This window comes from Kitasatospora sp. NPDC057738 (assembly GCF_042798815.1).
GTDB classification, from domain to species: domain Bacteria; phylum Actinomycetota; class Actinomycetes; order Streptomycetales; family Streptomycetaceae; genus Kitasatospora; species Kitasatospora lactacystinica.
Map to the genome: position 1 here is coordinate 51,593 of NZ_JBHVJT010000022.1, position 16,517 is coordinate 68,109.

Below are 16,517 nucleotides of genomic sequence, written 5' to 3' on the forward strand. Positions count from 1 at the left end.
CACGTCCTGGCGTCATGACCATCGACACAGTTCTGTTGACGGGTGTTCTGCGGGACGATGGGGCGGCCTGCGTCCCGGACCCGATCTAGGGTTTTCCCATGACCGCACCCGAGACCCCCCGCCGCAGCGGACTGCGCGGCTTCGGCCACGCCGGACCGTCGCCCTGGACCGACCTGGACCGTCCGCCGCTGGACGAGGAGGCGCTGCGCCACGACCTGCTCGTCCCGGGCGGCCTGTGGACCTCGCTGGACGTCGTCGCCGAGACCGGCTCCACCAACAGCGACCTCGCCGCCCGGGCCGCGGCGGGCGCCGCCCAGGGCGCGGTGCTGGTGGCCGAGGCGCAGAGTGCCGCCCGCGGCCGGCTGGGCCGGCAGTGGACCGCCCCGCCCCGCTCCGGGCTGTTCCTGTCCGTGCTGCTGCGCCCCGAGGGGGTGCCGGTCGAGCGGTACGGCTGGCTGCCGATCCTGGCGGGGGTGGCCGCGGCCAGCACGCTCGGCCGGGTCGCCGGGGTCGAGGTCGGCCTGAAGTGGCCCAACGACCTCCAGGCGGAGATCGACGGCGCGGAGCGCAAGCTCGGCGGCATCCTCACCGAGCTGTCGGGCGGCGCGGTGGTGGTCGGCATGGGCCTCAACGTCTCGCTGCGCACGGAGGAACTGCCCGTCCCCGCCGCCGCCTCGCTCGCGCTGGCCGGCGCCTCCACCACCGACCGGGGCACCCTGCTGCGCGCCCTGCTGCGCGAGCTGGCCGAGCTGTACCGGGAGTGGACGGCCGCCGCGGGCGACCCGCACGCCAGCGACCTGCTGCGCGCCTACGCGGACCGCTGCACCACGCTCGGCCGCCGGGTGAAGGTGCACCTGCCGGGCGACCGCGAGCTGGTCGGCGAGGCGGTGGCGGTGGACGGCGACGGGCGGCTGGTGGTCCGCACGCCGGACGGCGTACGCCGGGCGGTCGGTGCCGGGGACGTCGTCCACGTGCGCCCCGAGGCCCGCTGAACGGCAGTCTTCACCACCCCTTGACCCGGGCTGATGCCCCGGATCCGACGATTCCGTGCGAACATTCCACCTGGCAGCGGTGTGAGGCGCGCCACTGTCCGCCCGGGTGGCGGACGGCGCGCCCGGACAGGTAGGACACGAGGCGAGTGCGGCGATCGCACGGGGACGGACCGGTGGCAGAGGACGGCAGCAGCGGCGCGACGGCGGGCAGCAACGACCCCACGGTCGCGCTCGAACTGGAACGCCTGATCCTGGACGCGCCGCGCCGCTACACCCCGTACCAGGCCGCGCGCGCCGCCGACGTCCCGATGGAGCTGGCCACCCGGTTCTGGCGCGCCATGGGCTTCCCCGACATCGGCCAGTCCCGCGCGCTCACCGACGGCGACGTGATCGCGCTGCGCCGCCTGGCCGGCCTGGTGGAGTCCGGGCTGCTCAGCGAGTCGATGGCGATCCAGGTGGCCCGTTCCACCGGTCAGACCACGGCCCGGCTGGCCGGCTGGCAGATGGACACCTTCCTGGAGAACCTCACCCAGTCCGCCGAGCCCGGGCTGACCCGGGCCGACGTCGCGTACCCGCTGGTCGAGCTGCTGCTGCCGGAGCTGGAGCAGTTCCTGGTGTACGTCTGGCGGCGCCAGCTGGCGGCCGTCACCGGCCGGGTGGTGCAGGCCGCCGAGGACAACGAGATCACCAGCGGACGGCTCGCCGTCGGCTTCGCCGACCTGGTCGGCTTCACCCGGCTGTCCCGGCGGCTGGAGGAGGAGGAGCTCGGCGAGCTGGTCGAGACCTTCGAGAACACCTGCTCGGACCTGATCGCCGGCCAGGGCGGCCGGGTGATCAAGACGCTCGGCGACGAGATCCTCTACGTCTCCGAGGACCCGGCGACCGCCGCCGAGATCGCGCTGAGCCTGATCGAGGCGCTGGCCGGGGACGACACCATCCCGCCGCTGCGGGTCGGCATGGCCTTCGGCACGGTCACCTCGCGGATGGGCGACGTCTTCGGCACCACCGTCAACCTGGCCAGCCGGCTGACCTCGATCGCCCCCAAGGACGCGGTGCTGATCGACGGCGAGTTCGCCGCCGCGCTGGAGCAGAACGGCAGCGTCGCCCCGGCCGACTCGGAGGGGCCGGGCCTGGCCGAGGCGCTGTCGGCCGCGGCCGGGATGCCCGCCTCCGGGCTGCCGATGCCGGGCCCGGAGGCCGGGGCCCGGTTCCACCTGCAGCCGATGTGGCGGCGGCCGGTGCGGGGGCTCGGACTGGTCGAGCCGTGGCTGCTCACCCGGCGGCTGAAGGCCGAGTAGCGCTCCGCCCGCGGAGAGGGCGAACAGCGGCCCGCCGCGGGGAAGGCGAATAGCGCTCCGCCTGCGGGGAAGGCGTGGGAGCGGAGAAGCCGTTCGCGGTGCGGAGGTCCGTGGGCGCTCGCTCTTCCGTGGTGGGTGGGGCTCTCCCGCGATGGGTGCGGCTCTCCCGCGGCGGGTACGGCTTCCCGGGTGCCGAACGGTTGAAACCCGTACGGTCGGCTGCGGGTCCGTCCGGGCAAACGGGGCATAACCGAACGAACCCGCCATAGTCTTGGTGCAAGCGGCCGGTCGGGTGCGGCCGGTCGGCGGGGGTCTGGCAGGACCGAGCACAGGGAGCGAGGCGAGCCGGTGAGCAGCGAGGCGATCATGACGGACCGCGACTGCGACTGCGGCCGCCTGCGGAACCCCGACCCGCTGCCCGACCTGAGGCTGCAGTCCGTGGTCGAGCTCGCCCAGGACATGGCCGCCGCGCTCACCCCGCTGGAGGCCGTCCGGGCCGCCGCCACCCGGGCCACCGAGGCGCTCGGCGCCACCATGGCCGCCGTCTCGGTCTGGGACCGGGAGTCCGGCCGGCTGCGGGTCCTGGTCAACCACGGAGAACTCGCCCCGGGCGAGGAGGAACTGCCCGAGGACGAGTCGTACCCGGTCGCCGACTTCCCCGAGATCGTCACGTACCTGGAGGAACGCTGGACCACCGGGCGGCTGCCGCGCGCCTGGCTGCAGAGCGCCGAGAACAGCGAGCCGCACGCCGGGCACGCCCACCCGACCGCCGGTGCGTACTGCCAGGAGCGCGCCGCGGCGCTGCGCCGGCGCGGGCGGGCCTGCTGCGTGGTCGCGCCGATCGTGCTGCACGGCCAGGCCTGGGGCGAGCTCTACCTCGCCCGGTCGGCCGGGATGCCCGGGTTCACCGAGGGCGACGCCGACTACGCGACGCTGCTCGCCGCCCAGGTCTCGGCCGGGCTGGCGCAGACCGAGCGCCTCGCCGACCTGCGCAAGCTCGCCTTCTCCGACCCGCTCACCGGCCTGGCCAACCGGCGGGCCGTCGACGCCCGGCTGGAGAGCGCGCTGGAGGCGCACAACCGGGACAACACCGTGGTCTCCCTGGTGGTCTGCGACGTCAACGGACTGAAACGGGTCAACGACCAGCTCGGCCACGAGATGGGCGACCGGCTGCTGGAGCGGTTCGCCCACCAGCTCTCGCTGGCCGCCGCCAAGCTCCCCGGCAGCCTCGCCGCCCGGCTCGGCGGCGACGAGTTCTGCCTGCTGGTGGAGGGCCAGAAGGCCGACGAGGTGGTCGCCGTCGCCGAGGAGCTGTGCGCCCGGGCGCTCGCGCTCTCCGAGGGCGAGGGCGTGGCCTGCGGCGTCGCCTCCACCGGGGACTCGATCGGGCCCGTCACCACCCCCGACCGGCTGTTCCGGCTCGCCGACGCCGCCCAGTACCGGGCCAAGGCGGCCCGGGCCGCCCACCCGGTGGTCGCCGGGCGCAGCCACGGCCCCGGATTCTCGCCCGACCCCACGGTGCTGCTCGCCGACGCCGCCGACCCGCACCACCGGGCGGACGGGCGGCGCGGGCCGAACGGCCGGGCCGGGGCGGGCGACCGGCGGCGGTTCCGCGGCGCCGCCCACAGCGCCGACCCGGGGCAGCTGCTCACCGCCGTGCTCGCCTCCCTCGACCGGGCCGCCGCGGCCCGGGCCGTCCACCCGGCGGACACCCTCGGCAAGCTGGTCGTGGTCGCCGAGGCCGCCGCCCGGTTGCTGGACGCCGTCGGCTGGTGGGTCTCGTACGTTCCGCCGGGCTCCCAGTTCATGCGCACCGCCCAGCACGCCGTCTACCGGATGACCAGCGGCCCCGCCAACGCCCGCGCCGAGACCCAGCGGGCCCGGATCGAGGCCCCCGACGCGGTCTTCGACCTCCGGCACTACCCGATGACCCGCCGTGCCGTGCGCGGCGGCGCCTTCGCCCTGCGGTCGGGCGCGGCCGGCAACGACCCGGCGGAGGAGGCGATGCTCGTCGTCTCCGGCTACCGGGGCATGGTCGCGGCGGGTGGCCAGAACCCGGCCGGCGGCTGGCTGGTGGAGCTCTTCGCCGACGACGCCACCCTGCCGCTGGGCCAGGCCGCCTGCGCCATGCGGGCCCTGGTCTCGGTCGCCCTGGCGGGGCCGGCCTCGCCGCCGGCGGTCTGAGGCGTCGGCCCCGGCCGGGGCCCGTCGGCGGACCGGGTGGCGGCGTCCCGCCCCGGGCGTCTCGCCGCCGGTACGGCTCCCGCGGTGGGTCAGGCGGGCCGTTCATCCGGCGCGCCCTCGTGTCGCTGTGCCGCGTGCCGGTCGCGGTGGTGGCCGTGTGCTGGTTCAGGCGCCGCGGCCGCCGTCGGCGGCGGGCGGGTTGAGCGCCCGGAGGGCGGCGTCGACCAGGAGGTCGGCGTGCTCGTGGGTGAGCGGGCCGAGCCGGAACTGCCAGCGGTAGTTGAGCGGACCGTAGAAGAGTTCGACGGCCAGGTCGAGGTCGGCGTCGGGGGCGATCTGGCCGGCCTCGCGGGCACGGCGGAGGCGGTCGCGGGTGACGTCCAGCAGCGGGTCCAGCAGGCGGGTGCGGTACTCGGCGTGCAGCGCGGGGTCGTTGAGGATCTCGGCGAGGAGCGCGCGGTAGGTGCGGTCGGCGCCCGGGTCGGCGAGCTCGTCGCTGGTGGGGCGCAGGACGGCGCGGAGGTCGGCGCCGAGGTCGCCGGTGTCGGGGAGGGCGAGGCTGCCCTCGTGTTCGCCGGCGGCGAGGAAGGCGTCGAAGACCACCGCTCCCTTGGAGGGCCACCACCGGTAGATGGTCTGCTTGCCGACGCCGGCGCGGGCGGCGATCGCCTCGATGGTCAGCTTGCCGTAGCCGACCTCGGCGACGAGTTCGGTGGCCGCGGTGAGGACGGCGGCGCGGGCGCGCTCGCTGCGGCGGGCGGGGTCGGGGGCGGTTCTGGAAGCCATGGGAAAAATTCTATGCGAAACAGCGAGACGAACCGTATTGTCTTCTCAAGCAACCGCGAGACGGTCCGTCTCGTCTTCATCGCTGCCCCGGAGGTGCCCGTGAACCGCCCCGCACACATCCTGATGGTCTCCATTCCGGCCCATGGCCACGTCAACCCCAGCCTCGCCGTGATCACCGAGCTGGTCGCCCGCGGCCACCGGGTCAGCTACGTCAACGACCCGTCCTTCCGGGAAACCGTGGAGTCCACCGGCGCCGCCTTCGTCCCGTACCCGACGAAGCTGCCGCTCGCCGACGACCCGGACGGCTGGATGGAGGATCCGGTGGCGATCCAGGAGCTGTTCCTGGACGACGCGCTCTCCATGTGGCCCGTCCTCCTGGAGGCCTTCGCCGACGACCGGCCCGACCTGGTGCTCTGCGACATCGCGGGCTTCGCGGCCCGGGCGCTCGGCGAACGGCTGGGGGTGCCGGTCGTGCAGCTGTCGCCCACCTTCGTCGGCTGGGAGGGCTTCGAGCAGGACCTCGCGGAGGTGTTCGAGGCGATCCGCACCGGTCCGGGCGGCGCCGAGCACTACCGCCGGTTCGCCGACTGGCTGGCCGAGGCCGGTGCGGCGCAGCGTGACGTGGACGCCTTCAAGAACCGCCCGGAGCGGGCGATCGCCCTGGTCCCGCGCGCCCTGCAGCCCAACGCCGACCGGGTCGACGAGCGGCGGATCAGCTTCGTCGGGCCCTGCTTCGGCGACCGCGCCCACCAGGGGCGGTGGGAGCGGCCGGCCGGCGCCGAGAAGGTGCTGCTGGTCTCGCTGGGCTCGGCCTTCACCCACCAGCCCGCCTTCTACCGGGCCTGCGTCCGGGCCTTCGGCGAGCTGCCGGGCTGGCACACCGTGCTCCAGATCGGCAGCCACACCGACCCGGCCGAGCTCGGCGAGGTGCCGGACACCGTCGAGGTGCACCGGTGGGTGCCGCAGCTGTCGGTGCTCTCCCAGGCGGACGCCTTCGTCACCCACGCGGGCATGGGCGGCTCCAGCGAGGGGCTGTTCCACGCCGTGCCGATGATCGCGGTGCCGCAGGCCACCGACCAGTTCGCCAACGCGGACGCCCTGGTGGGGCTCGGCGTCGCCCGCCGGCTGGACACCGAGCAGGCCACCGCGGAGGCGCTGCGCGCCGCCCTGCTGGAGCTGGTCGGCGACCCGGCGGTGGCCGAGCGGCTGCGCGAGCTGTCCGCCGCCGGGCGGGCCGAGGGCGGCACCGCCCGGGCGGCGGACCTGATCGAGGCCGAGCTCGTGAGGTGAACTCACGAGGTGAAGCGGAGGCGGCCCGGGGGCCGCGCTGTGCGGCGCCGGTCCGGAGGGCGGAGAATCCGGATGGCGAGCACCTGTTGTCATATCTTCATTCACCTGATGTGATGGTGTATATGGATATGCACAGTGCTGTGGCCCCCGACGCTCCGCTGGTCCTGGTCGGCAAGGCCGACGTCAGCGCGGAGGACGTCCTCGCCGTCGCCCGGGGCAACGCCCGGGTCGAGATCGGCCCCGACGCGCTGGCCGAGATGGCGACCGCCCGCGCGCGGATCGACGCCCTCGCGGCCGAGCCGCGCCCCGTCTACGGCGTGTCGACCGGCTTCGGCGCGCTCGCCGTGCGCCACATCAGCCCCGAACTGCGCGCCCAGCTGCAGCGGTCGCTGGTGCGCTCGCACGCCGCCGGCATGGGGCCGGCGGTCGAACGCGAGGTGGTCCGCGCGCTGGTGTTCCTGCGGATGAAGACGCTGGCCTCCGGCCGTACCGGCGTCCGGCCGCTGGTCGCCCGGACCATGGCCGCCCTGCTCAACGCGGGCATCACCCCGGTGGTGCGGGAGTTCGGCTCGCTCGGCTGCTCCGGCGACCTCGCGCCGCTGTCGCACTGCGCACTGGTCCTGATGGGCGAGGGCACCGCCACCGGCCCGGACGGCGTGGAGAAGCCCGCCGCCGAACTGCTCGCCGCCGCCGGGATCGAGCCCGTCGAGCTGCTGGAGAAGGAGGGCCTCGCCCTCATCAACGGCACCGACGGCATGCTCGGCATGCTGGTGATGGCCATCGCCGACCTCCAGCGGCTGTTCACCACCGCCGACATCACCGCCGCGATGAGCCTGGAGGCGCTGCTCGGCACCGAGAAGGTGCTCGCCCCCGAGCTGCACGCCCCGATCCGCCCGCACCCGGGCCAGGCGCTGAGCGCCGCCAACATGCTCGCCGTCCTCAAGGACTCCGGCCTCACCGGCCACCACCAGGACGACGCGCCGCGGGTCCAGGACGCCTACTCGATCCGCTGCGCCCCGCAGGTCGCCGGCGCCGGCCGGGACACCCTGGAGCACGCCCGGCTGGTCGCCTCGCGCGAACTGGCCGCCTCGGTCGACAACCCGGTGGTGCTGCCGGACGGCCGGGTGGAGTCCAACGGCAACTTCCACGGCGCCCCGGTCGCCTACGTGCTGGACTTCCTCGCCATCGCCGCCGCCGACCTCGGCTCGATCTCCGAGCGCCGCACCGACCGGCTGCTCGACAAGGCCCGCTCGCACGGCCTGCCGGCCTTCCTGGCCGACGACCCGGGCGTGGACTCCGGCCTGATGATCGCCCAGTACACCCAGGCCGCGCTGGTCAGCGAGAACAAGCGGCTCGCCGTCCCGGCCTCGGTCGACTCGATCCCCTCCTCCGCGATGCAGGAGGACCACGTGTCGATGGGCTGGTCGGCCGCGCGCAAGCTGCGCCAGGCCGTGGCCAACCTCGGCCGGATCCTCGCCGTCGAACTCACCGCGTCCGCCCGGGCGCTGGAGATCCGTCAGCAGGCCGACGCGTCGGGCCGCGTCGCCCCGGCCACCGCGGCCGCCATGGCCGCCGCCCGGGAGGCGGGCGTCGGCGGCGCCGGCCGCGACCGCTTCCTCTCGCCCGACCTGGAGGCCGCCGCCGAGCTGGTCGCCTCCGGCGAGCTGGTGCGGGCGGTCGAGCGGGTCACCGGCCCGCTGGCCTGAGACCCGGCCGGCCGGGGTCGTGGCGTCGCCGCGGAGTGACGGGGGCTCAGTCCCAGTCGCTTCGCGGCGAGCGCTCCGCGCGGTCCCGGCGGTTGCGCAGCTCGCCCAGGGCGGCCGCCAGGTTGACCCCGACGATGCCCGCCCAGCAGACCACCAGACCGGCGAAGCCGCCGCTCTCCGGGCTGCCCGCGATCGCCGTCAGCGGGATGCCGAGGACCAGCGAGGTCACCGCGAGCCCGGTGTTGGAGCGCTTGCCCCAGCCCGGACGGCGGGACTGCCCCCGGTGGGGGGACCGCGGCTCGTAGTCGTCCAACCGCTGGGCCACCGACCGCTCGACCCGGGCGTCCAGCCGGGCGTCGAGCCGCTTCATGAAGGAGTCGACGAGTGCGTCCTCGTACTCCTTGCCGAGCTCCTTGCGGGCCTGGAGGGTGGCGTCGAGGTCGCGCCGCAGTTCGTCCTGACGAGTGTCCATGGAACCAGGGTGGGGCCGCCGGGGCCCCCGGTCCATCCGTTCGCAGGAGGAATCCGGGCGGGCTCAGGGACAAATCAGGGTTACCCCGACCCGGCGCGGCCGACCGCGGGCCCGACCGGTCCGACCGGTCCGGCCCGCGCGACCGGTCCGACCCAAGGGGCGTCCCACCGGACGTCCCGCCGTACGAGACGTCTTTGCCAGGTGCGGCCCGCTCCTGCACAGTCGTCGTCCGACCCCCTCGCACCCGGAGGTACCGCTGATGACCGCCACCGACGAGACCGGCAGCGTCGGCCCCTCCGCCCGGCTGCTCCAACTGTTCGAGGGGCACCGGCTGACGCCGACCCAGCGCCGGATCGCCCACTCGCTGGTGCGGCACGCCACCGAGGCGCCGTTCCTGTCCAGCGTCGAGGTCGCCGAACTCGCGGGCGTCAGCCAGCCCTCCGTCACCCGCTTCGCGGTCGCGCTCGGGTACGACGGCTACCCGGCGCTGCGCAAGCAGCTGCGCGAACTCGGCGGCGGCGAACAGGCCGCGCCGGAGACCCCGGACGACGCGGTGCGCAACGAGCACCAGCAGGCCGTGCTCGCCGAGATCGCCCACCTGCGCCACCTCGCCGAACTCCTCGCCGACCCGGAGCCGATCACCCGGGCCGCCCGGCTGCTCGCCGCCTCCCGCCCGCTGCCGGTGCTCGGCCTGCGGGCCGCCTCGGCGCAGGCGCGCGGCTTCGCCTACTTCGCGGCCAAGGTGCACCCGGACATCCGGCTGCTGGACGAGGGCGGCAGCATGCTCGCCGACCGGCTGGAACAGGCCCGGGCGGCCGGGGCCAGCGCACTGCTCTGCTTCGCGCTGCCGCGCTACCCGCGGGAGCTGATGGACGCGCTGACGGTGGCCCGCGAGTGCGGGCTGACGGTGCTCACCGTGGCCGACAGCGCCTTCGCGCCGGTCGCCAAGCTGTCCGACCTGATGCTGCCGGCCGCCGTCGGCACCGGGCTGGTCTTCGACACCGCGTGCGCCCCGATGATGCTCGGCCGGGTGCTGCTGCAGTCCATGTGCGACGAACTGCCGGGAGCGGAAGCCCGGTTGGAGGCGATCGAGCAGTCGGCGGCGGCGCGCGGCCTCTTCCTGGAATGAGCGCGGAACAAGCACGGCCCGGAACGGCGGCGGGGGAGTAGCCGTCACGAACCCGGGCATCCCCTCCTGCAGGGGGTGCCACCCATGCACGTGATCCACGAGATGAAGTTCGTCGCCCGCCTCTCCTCGGGCGCCGACGAATGGTCCTGCCCCGCCTGCGGACGCCGCGTCACCCTGCGGCGCCTGCCCGAACCCGAACTGACCGTCCTCGACCCGGGCGACGAGTCGGCCGTCCACGTCGGCGTCATCGAACCCGACGCCCGCGCCGTCGCGGCCGCCGAGAAGTACGGCCTCGGCCCCGTCCAGAACATCCCCCGCCCGCCGTCCCCGCCCGCCCCGGACGCCGACGACCGCCGCTGGCTCGCCGAGATCGGCATCGACTGGGACGGCGGCGCGGCGGCCTGACTCAGCCGCGCGGCGCGTACAGCGGAAGGCCGGAGGTGTCCAGCTCGGCGGGCAGCGGCGCGGGCAGCGGGACGGCCTCGCCGTACGTGCCGCGCAGGACGCCCTGGTACTCGCCGTCGCGGGGGCGGGTGTGGAGTGTCCAGGCGCCCTTGCGGGGGTCGACCGTGAGGAGGACCGGAACGCCTGCGATCGCGTACCAGCTGGTCCTGGCGGCGATGTGGGTGATGAGCGAGGGGCCGGGAACGACCTGAACGGCGAGAGCGGCACGGCGGGGATCGGCTCGCCGGTCGTCCTCGTTCTCCCATGCGACGGGCAGCACGATCAGGTCGGGGGTGGCGTAGTCGTCCTCGTCGTCCGGTAGGGCGACCGATGACGACTCGTAGGCGCCGAGGTTCGCGGGCAGCTGCGGTCCGAGGTCTTCGCGCAGGTGGCGCACTGTGCCGGCGTGTTTCCCTCGGCGGGGAGGCGACATCAGCAGCGTGCCGCCGATGATCTCGACCCGCAGCCCGGTGCGCCGCTCGATCCCTTCGGCGGTCCGGCGCAGCCTGCCGGAGCGTGCCGGAACAGCTGCCATGGCGTCCTCCGCTGGGCCGATCGGCTGGTGCTTCCGGCCGCAGGCTACTGGCGGCAGGCGTTCCGGTTCGGGCGTTGATCGGATGCTTTCGGGGTCTGGTCGAAAGCCGACTGTTTAGTTATATTCAATCGAACATAGCTTGAATGAATCCATCCGCAGGGAGGCCGAACTATGGTGCAGCAGGCGAGCGGGCCGCGTGAGGTGCGCGCGGCGCGTGGGACGGGGCTGACGGCGCAGGGGTGGCAGCAGGAGGCGGCCCTGCGGATGCTGATGAACAACCTCGACCCCGAGGTGGCCGAGCACCCGTCCAAGCTGGTGGTCTACGGCGGCACGGGCAAGGCCGCGCGGGACTGGCGCTCCTTCGACGCCATGGTGAGGACGCTGGAGGGCCTGAAGCAGGACGAGACCATGCTGGTCCAGTCCGGGCGGCCGGTCGGCGTGATGCAGACCCATGAGTGGGCGCCGCGCGTGCTCATCGCCAACTCCAACCTGGTCGGCGACTGGGCCAACTGGGAGGAGTTCCGCCGGCTGGAGAGCCTCGGGCTCACCATGTACGGGCAGATGACGGCCGGGTCGTGGATCTACATCGGCACCCAGGGCATCCTCCAGGGCACCTACGAGACCTTCGCCGCCGTCGCCAACAAGCGGTACAACGGTTCGCTGGAGGGCACCATCACCCTCACCGCCGGCCTCGGCGGGATGGGCGGCGCCCAGCCGCTGGCCGTCACCATGAACGGCGGCGTGGCGATCTGCATCGACTGCGACCCGTCCCGGATCTCCCGCCGGATCGAGCACCGCTACCTGGACGTCGAGGCCAAGAACCTCGCGCACGCGCTGGAGCTGGCCACCGCGGCCCGCGACAAGAAGCAGCCGCTCTCCATCGGCCTGCTGGGCAACGCCGCCGAGCTCTTCCCGCAGCTGCTCGCGATGGACGCGCCGATCGACATCGTCACCGACCAGACCAGCGCCCACGACCCGCTGAGCTACCTGCCGATCGGCGTCGCCTTCGACGACATGGCCACCTACGCGGCCGAGAAGCCCGCGGAGTTCACCACCCGCTCGCGCGAGTCGATGGCCAAGCACGTCGAGGCCATGGTCGGCTTCCTGGACCGCGGCGCCGAGGTCTTCGACTACGGCAACTCGATCCGCGGCGAGGCCCAGCTGGCCGGCTACGACCGCGCCTTCGCCTTCCCCGGCTTCGTCCCCGCGTACATCCGCCCGCTGTTCTGCGAGGGCAAGGGCCCGTTCCGCTGGGCGGCCCTGTCCGGCGACCCGCAGGACATCGCCAAGACCGACAAGGCCGTGCTCGACCTCTTCCCGGAGAACGAGTCGCTGCACCGCTGGATCAAGATGGCCCAGGAGAAGGTGCACTTCCAGGGCCTGCCCGCGCGCATCTGCTGGCTCGGCTACGGCGAGCGCGACAAGGCCGGCGAGCGCTTCAACGACATGGTCGCCTCCGGCGAGCTGTCCGCGCCGATCGTCATCGGCCGCGACCACCTGGACTGCGGCTCGGTCGCCTCCCCGTACCGGGAGACCGAGGCGATGCTGGACGGCTCGGACGCGATCGCCGACTGGCCGCTGCTCAACGCCATGGTCAACGTGGCCTCCGGCGCCTCCTGGGTCTCCATCCACCACGGCGGCGGCGTCGGCATCGGCCGCTCCATCCACGCCGGTCAGGTCACCGTGGCCGACGGCACGCCGCTGGCCGGCGAGAAGATCCGCCGGGTGCTCACCAACGACCCGGGCATGGGCGTCATCCGGCACGTCGACGCCGGCTACGACCGGGCGGTCGAGGTCGCCGACGAGCGCGGCGTGCGCGTTCCCATGGGTGAGCTGTGACGGTTCCGTCGTTCGAAGAGATGTGGGCGGAGCTGCTCCCCGTGGGCCGCTCCGCCTCCTCCGGCGGCTACCGCCGCTTCGCCTGGAACTCCGCCGACGCCGAGTGCCGCGCCTGGTTCGAGCAGCAGGCGCGCAGCCGCGGCCTGACGTACGAGCTGGACCGCAACGGCAATCAGTGGGCCTGGCTGGGCGACCCGAACGGGCGGGGGGCGGTCGTCACCGGCTCCCACCTGGACTCCGTCCCGGACGGCGGGGCCTTCGACGGCCCGCTCGGGGTGGTCTCCTCCTTCGCCGCACTGGACGAACTGCGCGCCAGGGGAACGGAGCTCACCAGGCCCCTGGCGATCGTCAACTTCGGCGACGAGGAGGGCGCCCGGTTCGGGGTGGCCTGCATCGGCTCCCGGCTGACCGCCGGGGTGCTGTCCCGCGAGGCCGCGTACGAGCTGCGCGACGCCGACGGCCTGCGGCTGCCCGACGCGATGGAGAAGGCCGGCTACGACCCGACCGCGATCGGCGCGGACGACGACCGGCTGGCCCGGATCGGCGCCTTCGTCGAGCTCCACGTCGAGCAGGGCCGCTGCCTCGCCGAGGGGCAGCCGGTCGGCGTGGCGGGCGCGATCTGGCCGCACGGCCGCTGGCGGTTCGACTTCCACGGCGAGGCCAACCACGCCGGCACCACCCGGATCGAGGATCGCCGCGACCCGATGCTGACCTACGCCAACACCGTGCTCGCCGCCCGCAAGAAGGCCAAGCTGGCGGGCGCGCTGGCCACCTTCGGGAAGGTCGCGGTGGAGCCCAACGGCACCAACGCGATCGCCTCGCTGGTGCGCGGCTGGCTGGACTCCCGGGCCGCCGACGAGCGCACCCTGACCGAGCTGGTCGCCGAGATCGAGCGGGCCGCCGCCGAGCGCGGCGAGCGCGACGGCGTCCGGGTCGAGCTGACCCGCGAGTCCTACACCCCGGTGGTGGACTTCGACGGGCCGCTGCGCGACCGGCTGGCCAAGCTGCTGGACGCCCCCGTGCTGCCCACCGGCGCGGGACACGACGCCGGCATCCTGGCCTCCGCGATCCCGACCGCCATGCTGTTCGTGCGCAACCCCACCGGCGTCTCGCACTCCCCGGCCGAGCACGCCGAGCAGGCCGACTGCCTGGCCGGGGTCGCCGCCCTCGCCGACGTACTGGAGGACCTGGCGTGCCAGTGAACGAGCACGTGCGCTACTGGGCGCAGTACGCCTGGCTGCCGCACGACAACGGGCCGGTGGTCGAGCCGGACGTGCTGATCACCACCGGCCCCGGCGGCACGATCGCCGCCGTCACCCCGGACAGCGGCCCCTGCCCGCCCGACGCCGTCCGGCTCGACGGGCTGCTGCTGCCCGGTCAGGCGAACGCCCACTCGCACGCCTTCCACCGGGCGCTGCGCGGGCACGTCCAGGTCGGCTCCGGCACCTTCTGGACCTGGCGCGACACCATGTACCGGTTCGCCGGCGCGCTGGACCCGGACCGCTACCTGGAGCTCGCGACCGCCGTCTACGCCGAGATGGCGCTGGCCGGCATCACGGCCGTCGGCGAGTTCCACTACCTGCACCACGCGCCCGGCGGCGCCCGCTACACCGACCCGAACGCGATGGGCGAGGCGCTGATCGAGGCCGCCGCCCGGGCCGGCATCCGGATCACCCTGCTGGACACCTGCTACCTCTCCTCCGGCTTCGGCGCCGAGCCGACCAGGCCGCAGCTGCGGTTCAGCGACGGCGACGCGGAGGCCTGGGCGGTCCGGGCGGACGCGCTCAAGCCGCGCGAGCACGCCCGGATCGGCGCCGCCGTCCACTCGGTGCGGGCCGTCCCGGCCGAGCAGCTGGGCACCGTCGCGCACTGGGCGTCGGTGCGCGGGGCGCCGCTGCACGTCCACCTCTCCGAGCAGACCGCCGAGAACGACGCCTGCCTGGCCGCGCACGGCGTCACCCCGACGAGGCTGCTCGCCGACCACGGCGCGCTCGGCCCGCGCACCTCGGCCGTGCACGCCACCCACCTCACCGACGAGGACGTCCGGCTGCTCACCGACTCCTCCACCACGGTCTGCATGTGCCCCACCACCGAGCGGGACCTCGCGGACGGCATCGGCCCGGCCCGCCGGCTGGCCTCGGCGGGCTCCCCGATCACCCTGGGCAGCGACAGCCACGCGGTGATCGACCCGTTCGAGGAGGCCCGCGCGCTGGAGCTGGACGAGCGGCTGCGCACCCGCACCCGCGGCCACTGGACGGCGAACGCGCTGCTGCGGGCCGGGACCGAGGACGGCCACGCCTCGCTCGGCTGGCCGGAGGCCGGACGGATCGAGGCCGGGGCGCTCGCCGACTTCACGGTGATCGCGCTGGACACCGTCCGCACGGCCGGACCGCCGCCCCGGCTCGGCGCCGAGATCGCGGTCTTCGCGGCCTCGGCGGCGGACGTGCGGCACGTCGTGGTCGGCGGCCGGCACGTCGTCCGGGACGGCGTGCACCGGCTGGTGGCCGACGTGCCGGGCGCGCTGCGCTCCGCGATCGGCGCGCTGGACTACTGACCCCGTTCAACTCCCTTCGGAAGGCGTTGCCTTGAGCACCACGACCACCCTGATCACGGGCATCGGCAGCCTGGTCACCAACGACCCCGGGCAGGGCGCCGGGCCGCTCGGCCTGCTCACCGACGCGGCCGTGGTGGTCGACGGCGGCACCGTCGCCTGGGTCGGCCCGGCCGCGCAGGCACCGGCGGCGGACGAGCGCTTCGACGCCGAGGGCCGGGCCCTGCTGCCCGGCTTCGTCGACTCGCACGCCCACCTGGTGTTCGCGGGCGACCGCACCGCCGAGTTCAACGCCCGGATGTCCGGGCAGCCGTACACGGCGGGCGGCATCCGGACCACGGTGGCGGCCACCCGGGCGGCGAGCGACGCCGAACTGGACGCCAACCTGGCCCGGTTCGTCCGGGAGGCGGTGCGCCAGGGCACCACCACCATCGAGTGCAAGTCCGGCTACGGGCTGACGGTCGAGGACGAGGCGCGCGCCCTGCGGATCGCCGCCGCGCACACCCCGGAGACCACCTACCTGGGCGCCCACGTGGTCGCCCCCGAGTACGCCGGGGACCCGGCCGGGTACGTCGACCTGGTCACCGGCGAGATGCTGGACGCCTGTGCGCCGCACGCCCGTTGGGTGGACGTGTTCTGCGAGAAGGGCGCCTTCGACGGGGACCAGGCGCGGGCCGTCCTGACGGCGGGGATCGAGAAGGGCCTCACGCCGCGCGTGCACGCCAACCAGCTCACCTACGGGCCGGGCGTGCAGCTCGCGGTGGAGCTGGGAGCCGCCTCGGCGGACCACTGCACCCATCTGACGGACGAGGACGTGGCGGCGCTGGCCGGCTCGGCGACGGTGGCCACCCTGCTGCCGGGGGCGGAGTTCTCCACCCGGGCCGAGTACCCGAGCGGGCGCCGGCTGCTGGACGCGGGCGCGGTGGTGGCCCTGTCCACCGACTGCAACCCGGGCTCCAGCTTCACCAGTTCGATGGCGTTCTGTATTGCCGTGGCGGTGCGCGAGATGGGCATGACCCCGGACGAGGCGGTCTGGGCGGCGACGGCGGGCGGCGCCCGCGCCCTGCGGCGCAGCGACGTCGGCACCGTCACGGTCGGCGCCCGCGCCGACCTGCTCCTGCTGGACGCCCCCTCGCACGTCCACCTGGCCTACCGCCCGGGTGTCCCCCTGACGGCGGCGGTCTGGCGCGCGGGCGTCCGCGAGGTCTGAACGGTGGGTTCGCGTCGCCCCGTCGAGCAGCTGCTCCGACGGGTAGAAGGTCTGTTCGGGGGGGGAAGTGGGGGGGGGTAA

General features: G+C 74.6%; 13 protein-coding genes and 1 pseudogene. 11 read left to right on the forward strand and 3 right to left on the reverse strand.

The window, feature by feature from the left end; translation table 11 throughout:
* The first annotated feature begins 98 nt into the window (after positions 1 to 98).
* The 3 genes and pseudogenes from ACFVGO_RS14775 to ACFVGO_RS14785 all read left to right on the forward strand — a co-directional run.
* Positions 99 to 992: a biotin--[acetyl-CoA-carboxylase] ligase gene (locus tag ACFVGO_RS14775; protein WP_359906090.1), complete on the forward strand. Its 894-nt coding sequence runs from the start codon at positions 99 to 101 to the stop codon at positions 990 to 992.
* Between the two features lie 173 nt (positions 993 to 1,165).
* The gene (locus ACFVGO_RS14780; protein ID WP_359906093.1) at positions 1,166 to 2,290 is read left to right on the forward strand and encodes an adenylate/guanylate cyclase domain-containing protein; all 1,125 of its coding nucleotides are present in this window, start codon (positions 1,166 to 1,168) and stop codon (positions 2,288 to 2,290) included.
* Positions 2,291 to 2,749: 459 nt separating this feature from the next.
* Positions 2,750 to 3,883 (forward strand): annotated as a pseudogene (locus ACFVGO_RS14785) (diguanylate cyclase domain-containing protein); the annotation flags it as partial.
* 756 nt (positions 3,884 to 4,639) lie between these two features.
* Here the strand turns inward: ACFVGO_RS14785 and ACFVGO_RS14790 are convergent.
* On the reverse strand, positions 4,640 to 5,260 hold the full coding sequence (locus tag ACFVGO_RS14790; RefSeq protein ID WP_359906095.1) for a TetR/AcrR family transcriptional regulator: 621 nt from the start codon (positions 5,258 to 5,260) through the stop codon (positions 4,640 to 4,642).
* A gap of 123 nt (positions 5,261 to 5,383) precedes the next feature.
* Between ACFVGO_RS14790 and ACFVGO_RS14795 the strand changes: the two genes are divergently transcribed.
* Positions 5,384 to 6,550, forward strand: a complete 1,167-nt coding sequence (locus ACFVGO_RS14795) for a macrolide family glycosyltransferase (RefSeq protein WP_380350561.1) — start codon at positions 5,384 to 5,386, stop codon at positions 6,548 to 6,550.
* A gap of 128 nt (positions 6,551 to 6,678) precedes the next feature.
* On the forward strand, positions 6,679 to 8,256 hold the full coding sequence (gene hutH, locus ACFVGO_RS14800) for a histidine ammonia-lyase (protein WP_359906098.1): 1,578 nt from the start codon (positions 6,679 to 6,681) through the stop codon (positions 8,254 to 8,256).
* 46 nt (positions 8,257 to 8,302) lie between these two features.
* Here the strand turns inward: hutH and ACFVGO_RS14805 are convergent, their stop codons facing one another.
* Entirely contained in the window at positions 8,303 to 8,728 is a 426-nt protein-coding gene (locus ACFVGO_RS14805) for a hypothetical protein (RefSeq protein WP_359906101.1), read from the reverse strand.
* A gap of 259 nt (positions 8,729 to 8,987) precedes the next feature.
* Here ACFVGO_RS14805 and ACFVGO_RS14810 point away from each other — a divergent pair, with 259 nt between their 5' ends.
* Both ACFVGO_RS14810 and ACFVGO_RS14815 read left to right on the forward strand, forming a co-directional pair.
* Complete coding sequence (locus ACFVGO_RS14810; RefSeq protein ID WP_224278798.1) at positions 8,988 to 9,857, forward strand: MurR/RpiR family transcriptional regulator; 870 nt, start codon at positions 8,988 to 8,990, stop codon at positions 9,855 to 9,857.
* A gap of 84 nt (positions 9,858 to 9,941) precedes the next feature.
* Positions 9,942 to 10,262: a hypothetical protein gene (locus tag ACFVGO_RS14815; RefSeq protein WP_359906104.1), complete on the forward strand. Its 321-nt coding sequence runs from the start codon at positions 9,942 to 9,944 to the stop codon at positions 10,260 to 10,262.
* 1 nt (position 10,263) lies between these two features.
* Here the strand turns inward: ACFVGO_RS14815 and ACFVGO_RS14820 are convergent, their stop codons facing one another.
* Positions 10,264 to 10,836: a Uma2 family endonuclease gene (locus ACFVGO_RS14820; RefSeq protein ID WP_359906107.1), complete on the reverse strand. Its 573-nt coding sequence runs from the start codon at positions 10,834 to 10,836 to the stop codon at positions 10,264 to 10,266.
* A gap of 171 nt (positions 10,837 to 11,007) precedes the next feature.
* Here ACFVGO_RS14820 and hutU point away from each other — a divergent pair, with 171 nt between their 5' ends.
* Genes hutU through hutI form a run of 4 tightly spaced genes read left to right on the forward strand, consistent with a single transcriptional unit; the run spans position 11,008 to position 16,436 of the window.
* On the forward strand, positions 11,008 to 12,675 hold the full coding sequence (gene hutU / locus ACFVGO_RS14825) for a urocanate hydratase (RefSeq protein ID WP_359906110.1): 1,668 nt from the start codon (positions 11,008 to 11,010) through the stop codon (positions 12,673 to 12,675).
* Positions 12,676 to 12,695: 20 nt separating this feature from the next.
* Positions 12,696 to 13,877 carry an allantoate amidohydrolase gene (locus tag ACFVGO_RS14830; RefSeq protein ID WP_359906165.1) on the forward strand — a complete coding sequence of 394 codons (1,182 nt, stop codon included), beginning with the start codon at positions 12,696 to 12,698 and terminating at the stop codon, positions 13,875 to 13,877.
* Positions 13,868 to 15,229 (forward strand): formimidoylglutamate deiminase, encoded by a 1,362-nt coding sequence (locus ACFVGO_RS14835; RefSeq protein WP_380350531.1) that lies wholly within the window; start codon positions 13,868 to 13,870, stop codon positions 15,227 to 15,229. The genes ACFVGO_RS14830 and ACFVGO_RS14835 overlap by 10 nt, the downstream gene beginning before the upstream one ends.
* A gap of 31 nt (positions 15,230 to 15,260) precedes the next feature.
* Positions 15,261 to 16,436, forward strand: coding sequence for an imidazolonepropionase (gene hutI, locus ACFVGO_RS14840; protein WP_380632073.1), 1,176 nt, complete (start codon positions 15,261 to 15,263; stop codon positions 16,434 to 16,436).
* The last annotated feature ends 81 nt before the right edge of the window (positions 16,437 to 16,517 follow it).